The sequence below is a fragment of the Enterobacter cloacae complex sp. IR5412 genome, from assembly GCF_049237385.1.
In the GTDB taxonomy this organism is placed as follows: domain Bacteria; phylum Pseudomonadota; class Gammaproteobacteria; order Enterobacterales; family Enterobacteriaceae; genus Enterobacter; species Enterobacter intestinihominis.
Genome location: NZ_JBMKHQ010000031.1, coordinates 1 through 6,314 on the forward strand (window position 1 = coordinate 1; position 6,314 = coordinate 6,314).

Sequence of the window (6,314 nt, forward strand, 5' to 3'; positions counted from 1 at the left end):
AGCGCCGATGGTAGTGTGGGGTCTCCCCATGTGAGAGTAGGGAACTGCCAGGCATCAATCAGGAAGAACCCCGTACCGGAAGGTGCGGGGTTTTTTGCTTTGTGCGTTCTGAAAAGTCGGGTGGTGGCCCCACCTTACCCGCCCTACATGCTTTCCCTCCTTGAAACTTTCTCACCTTTCGCTTGCAGACTCGACATTAAGCCCGTTTCTGGGTATCGTTAGCTGTCTGGATGTCTAAACGTTTATACGTATGCTGTGAGGATTTAAGGTTATGCCGATTCGGGTGCAGGACGAGCTACCAGCCGTCAATTTCTTGCGTGAAGAGAATGTCTTCGTCATGACGGCTTCGCGTGCGACAGGTCAGGAAATTCGCCCGCTGAAGGTGCTTATTCTCAATCTGATGCCAAAAAAGATCGAAACGGAGAACCAGTTCCTGCGTTTGCTCTCCAACTCTCCGCTTCAGGTTGATATCCAGCTGCTGCGCATTGACGCCCGTGAGTCACGCAACACGCCTGCTGAGCATCTGAATAACTTCTACTGTAATTTTGAAGATATTCGCGATGAGAATTTCGATGGACTGATCGTCACCGGCGCACCGCTGGGTCTGGTGGAATTTAATGACGTTGCCTACTGGCCACAAATCAGGCAGGTGCTGGAGTGGGCAAAAGATCACGTCACGTCCACCTTATTTGTCTGTTGGGCGGTACAGGCCGCGCTGAATATCCTCTATGGCATTCCCAAGCAAACCCGCAGTGACAAACTTTCTGGCGTATACGAACACCACATTCTTCACCCGCATGCGCTGCTGACGCGTGGTTTCGATGACACTTTCCTGGCTCCGCATTCTCGCTACGCCGATTTTCCGGCACAGCTGATCCGCGATTATACCGACCTGGAAATCCTGGCCGAAACGGAAGACGGCGATGCCTACCTGTTCGCCAGTAAAGACAAACGCATCGCGTTCGTTACCGGCCATCCTGAGTACGATCCGCATACCCTCGCGTCAGAGTATTTTCGTGACGTTGAAGCGGGTCTGAATCCGGATGTCCCGTACAACTATTTCCCGAAAAACGATCCGCAAAACACGCCTCGGGCAACCTGGCGTAGTCACGGAAATCTGCTGTTCACTAACTGGCTCAACTATTACGTCTACCAGATTACGCCGTACGATCTGCGCCACATGAATCCGACGCTGGAGTAATCGTCTGCATTAAACAATCCTAAAGCGTTTCAGCTATTCAGATCAGGCACCTTAGGGTGCCTTTTTTATTTCCGAAAACCAACTCAACATCGTGAAAAACTTTAATCCCATATTAATCATACAGTTGTGATTGGATATGAATTAAAATGGAAATTGTTTTTGATTTTGGAAAAATTATAGATAGTCTTAATTCTGCTGAGCGAAAACTACACAACGATCTTTCGCTCGCATCGGGGGCGTGATTTTGGATCTTTGATGAGGAGCAGAACGATGACTCAACAGGCAACAACGGTCGATGAACTGACCTTTACCCAGCCGAATGGTGAGCAAGAACAGCAAGTTTTGACGGCAGAAGCGGTAGAGTTTCTGACTGAACTGGTGACTCGCTTTACGCCACAGCGTAATAAACTGCTGGCGGCACGCATTCATCAACAGCAGGAGATCGATAACGGCAAGTTGCCAGGGTTTATTTCGGAAAGCGCTTCCATTCGTCATGGTGAATGGAAAATTCGCGGAATCCCTGAAGATTTACAGGATCGTCGCGTAGAGATCACCGGCCCGGTAGAGCGCAAAATGGTGATTAACGCCATGAATGCCAACGTCAAAGTATTTATGGCGGACTTCGAAGATTCCCTCGCGCCGGACTGGCAGAAAGTTATCGACGGGCAGATCAACCTGCGCGACGCCGTCAACGGCACCATCAGCTATACCAACGAAGCCGGTAAAATTTACCAGCTCAAACCGAATCCGGCGGTGCTGATCTGCCGCGTACGCGGTCTGCATTTGCCAGAAAAACACGTCACCTGGCGCGGAGAAGCGATTCCGGGCAGCCTGTTCGACTTTGCGCTGTACTTCTTCCACAACCATAAGAACCTGCTGGCGAAAGGCAGCGGCCCCTATTTCTATCTGCCGAAAACCCAGTCCTGGCAGGAAGCGGCGTGGTGGAGTGAAGTCTTCAGCTACGCAGAAGACCGCTTCAGCCTGCCGCGCGGCACCATTAAGGCTACGCTGCTGATTGAAACCCTGCCAGCCGTATTCCAGATGCATGAGATCCTCCATGCGCTGCGTGACCATATTGTGGGCCTGAACTGCGGCCGCTGGGATTACATCTTCAGCTACATCAAAACCCTGAAAAACCATGCCGACCGGGTATTGCCGGATCGTCAGGTTGTCACCATGGATAAACCGTTCCTCAGCGCCTACTCGCGCCTGCTGATTAAGACCTGCCACAAACGCGGCGCCTTTGCGATGGGCGGCATGGCGGCGTTTATCCCGAGCAAAGACGCAGAGCGTAACAATCAGGTGCTCAACAAGGTGAAAGCCGATAAAGAGCTGGAAGCCCGTAACGGCCACGACGGGACGTGGATTGCCCACCCCGGTCTGGCCGACACGGCGATGGAGGTCTTCAACCGCGTACTCGGCGACAACAAAAACCAGCTGTTTGTCACCCGTGAAGACGATGCGCCAATCGCAGAAGAACAGTTGCTTGCGCCGTGTGCGGGCGAGCGTACGGAAGAGGGCATGCGCGCCAATATTCGCGTCGCCGTGCAGTACATCGAGGCATGGATCTCCGGCAACGGCTGCGTGCCGATCTACGGCCTGATGGAAGATGCCGCCACGGCGGAAATTTCACGTACCTCCATCTGGCAGTGGATCCATCATCAAAAAACGCTCAGCAACGGCAAACCGGTCACCAAAGCCCTGTTCCGTCAGATGCTGGCCGAAGAGATGCGGGTCATCCAGGACGAACTGGGCGAGCACCGCTTCAGCAGCGGGCGTTTTAATGACGCTGCGCGCCTGATGGAGCAAATCACCACCTCTGATGACTTAATCGACTTCCTGACCCTGCCGGGCTACCGCTTCCTGGCGTAATTCACCACATAACAATATGGAGCATCTGCACATGAAAACCCGTACCCAACAGATCGAAGAGTTACAAAAAGAGTGGACCCAACCGCGCTGGGAAGGCATTCGCCGTCCGTACAGCGCAGAGGAAGTGGTGAAGTTACGCGGCTCGGTTAACCCGGAGTGTACGCTGGCGCAGAACGGCGCGGCGAAAATGTGGGATCTGCTGCACGGGGGGTCTAAAAAAGGTTATATCAACAGCCTCGGCGCACTGACTGGCGGTCAGGCATTGCAGCAGGCGAAGGCCGGCATTGAAGCTATCTATCTTTCCGGCTGGCAGGTCGCGGCGGATGCTAACCTGGCCTCCAGCATGTATCCGGATCAATCTCTTTATCCGGCGAACTCGGTGCCGTCAGTGGTAGATCGGATCAACAATACCTTCCGCCGTGCGGATCAGATCCAGTGGGCGGCGGGCATCGAGCCCCACGATCCGCGCTTTACTGATTATTTCCTGCCGATCGTCGCCGATGCGGAAGCCGGTTTCGGCGGCGTGCTGAACGCCTTTGAGCTGATGAAATCGATGATTGAGGCCGGTGCAGCGGCCGTACACTTTGAAGATCAGCTGGCGTCGGTGAAGAAGTGTGGGCATATGGGCGGGAAAGTGCTGGTGCCAACTCAGGAAGCGATCCAGAAGCTGGTTGCCGCGCGTCTGGCTGCTGACGTGCTCGGCGTGCCGACGCTGGTCATTGCCCGTACCGATGCGGACGCAGCGGACCTGATCACCTCTGACTGCGACCCGTACGACAGAGAATTCATCACCGGCGAACGCACCAGCGAAGGGTTCTATCGCACGCATGCCGGTATTGAACAGGCGATCAGCCGCGGCCTGGCGTATGCCCCTTACGCCGACCTGGTCTGGTGTGAAACCTCCACGCCGGATCTGGCGCTGGCGAAGCGCTTTGCCGATGCGATTCATGCGAAATATCCGGGCAAGCTGCTGGCCTATAACTGTTCGCCGTCCTTCAACTGGCAAAAAAATCTGGACGACACGACCATCGCCAGCTTCCAGCAGCAGCTGTCGGATATGGGCTACAAGTACCAGTTCATCACCCTGGCGGGTATCCACAGCATGTGGTTCAACATGTTCGACCTGGCGCATGCCTACGCACAGGGCGAAGGCATGAAGCACTATGTTGAGAAGGTACAGCAGCCAGAATTTGCGGCGGGTAAAGAGGGATATACCTTCGTTTCGCACCAGCAGGAGGTGGGAACCGGCTACTTCGATAATGTGACCACAATTATTCAGGGCGGGACTTCCTCCGTCACGGCATTAACGGGTTCAACGGAAGAAGCACAGTTCTGATCTTTCCCCCTCTCCCCCCTCGGGGAGAGGGTTGGGGTGAGGGGAATATATGTCGCGTGGTCTGGAATTACTGATAGCCCAAACTATTTTGCAGGGCTTCGATGCCCAGTATGGCCGCTTTCTGGAAGTCACATCCGGCGCGCAACAGCGTTTTGAGCACGCCGACTGGCATGCGGTTCAGCAGGCCATGAAGCAGCGTATCCATCTTTATGATCACCATGTAGGTCTGGTGGTGGAACAACTGCGCTGTATCACCGACGGTAAAAGCCCGGATGCGGAATTTTTACTGCGCGTGAAAGAGCATTACACCCATCTGTTACCCGACTACCCGCGCTTCGAGATTGCGGAGAGCTTTTTCAACTCCGTCTATTGCCGGTTATTTGACCACCGCTCATTATCTCCTGAGCGGTTATTTATCTTCAGCTCCCAGCCCGAGCGACGCTTCCGTACCATTCCGCGTCCGCTGGCGAAAGATTTCTTTCCCGATCGCGGCTGGGAAAAGCTCCTGCACCGCGTCTTAACGGATTTGCCGCTGCGCCTGCCGTGGCAGAATAAACCCCGGGATATCGGCTATATCCACGCGTATCTCAGTGAAACCTTCGGTGAGGCGGTGCTCAGCCGCAGCCATTTGCAGGTTGCCAACGAGCTTTTCTACCGCAATAAGGCCGCCTGGCTGGTGGGCAAACTGGTTACGCCGACAGCCATCGTGCCGTTTCTGCTGCCCATTCACCGTACCGACGACGGCGAACTGTTTGTCGATACCTGCCTGACTACCAGCGCTGAGGCGAGTATCGTATTTGGCTTCGCACGCTCCTATTTCATGGTCTACGCCCCGCTGCCCGCCGCCCTGGTGGAGTGGCTGCGCGAGATCCTGCCGGGCAAAACCACCGCCGAGCTGTATATGGCGATTGGCTGTCAGAAGCATGCCAAAACGGAGAGTTATCGGGAATACCTGCGTTATGTCACCACGGCTGATGAGCAGTTTATCGAAGCGCCGGGTATCCGCGGCATGGTGATGCTGGTTTTCACACTGCCGGGATTCGACCGGGTGTTTAAGGTGATTAAGGATAAATTCGCCCCGCAGAAAGAGATGAACGCAGCCCACGTCCGTGCCTGCTATCAGCTGGTAAAAGAGCACGATCGCGTCGGGCGAATGGCCGATACCCAGGAGTTTGAAAACTTTGTGCTGGATAAGCAGCAGATCGATCCGGCGCTAATGACGCTGCTCATGCAGGAAGCGCCGACGAAAATTACCGATCTTGGCGATAAGATTGCGATCAGCCATCTCTACATTGAGCGCCGTATGGTGCCGCTAAATATCTGGCTGGAACAGTCAGAGGGCCAGGCTTTACGTGATGCCATCGAAGAGTACGGCAACGCCATCCGCCAGCTCGCCGCTGCCAATATTTTCCCCGGGGATATGCTGTTTAAAAACTTCGGCGTCACCCGTCACGGGCGGGTGGTGTTCTACGATTACGATGAAATTTGCTACATGACCGAGGTGAACTTCCGCGATATCCCGCCGCCGCGCTACCCGGAAGATGAACTGTCCAGCGAGCCGTGGTACAGCGTCTCGCCGGGCGATGTGTTTCCGGAGGAGTTTCGCCACTGGCTGTGTGCGGACCCACGCATCGGGCCGTTATTTGAAGAGATGCATGCCGATCTGTTCCGCGCCAGCTACTGGCGCGGGCTGCAAGCGCGGATCAAAAACGGGCACGTGGAAGATGTCTACGCTTACCGCCGCAAGCGGCGGTTTTGCATCCGCTTTTCTCCCTCTCCCGCAGGGTAAGGGCATCATGTTTTCTCCCTCTCCCTGTGGGCTGAGGGATCCCCAGTAATTTTTTTATGCAGAAGCAATAAAGTTGCTTTCTAAATGACTGAGGGCTGTCAGCGATGCCCTGGTCC

At 54.9% G+C, this 6,314-nt stretch carries 4 protein-coding genes; all 4 read left to right on the forward strand.

Annotation, left to right across the window (positions count from 1 at the left end):
- The first annotated feature begins 271 nt into the window (after positions 1 to 271).
- The 4 genes from metA to aceK all read left to right on the forward strand — a co-directional run bounded on the left by metA (position 272) and on the right by aceK (position 6,198).
- Positions 272 to 1,201 (forward strand): homoserine O-acetyltransferase MetA, encoded by a 930-nt coding sequence (gene metA / locus ACOTX2_RS24870; RefSeq protein ID WP_022646716.1) that lies wholly within the window; start codon positions 272 to 274, stop codon positions 1,199 to 1,201.
- A gap of 270 nt (positions 1,202 to 1,471) precedes the next feature.
- Positions 1,472 to 3,073 (forward strand): malate synthase A, encoded by a 1,602-nt coding sequence (gene aceB, locus ACOTX2_RS24875; RefSeq protein ID WP_063148486.1) that lies wholly within the window; start codon positions 1,472 to 1,474, stop codon positions 3,071 to 3,073.
- Between the two features lie 31 nt (positions 3,074 to 3,104).
- Positions 3,105 to 4,409: an isocitrate lyase gene (gene aceA / locus ACOTX2_RS24880; protein ID WP_022646718.1), complete on the forward strand. Its 1,305-nt coding sequence runs from the start codon at positions 3,105 to 3,107 to the stop codon at positions 4,407 to 4,409.
- 49 nt (positions 4,410 to 4,458) lie between these two features.
- Positions 4,459 to 6,198 (forward strand): bifunctional isocitrate dehydrogenase kinase/phosphatase, encoded by a 1,740-nt coding sequence (gene aceK, locus ACOTX2_RS24885; protein WP_063148485.1) that lies wholly within the window; start codon positions 4,459 to 4,461, stop codon positions 6,196 to 6,198.
- Positions 6,199 to 6,314 lie beyond the last annotated feature (116 nt).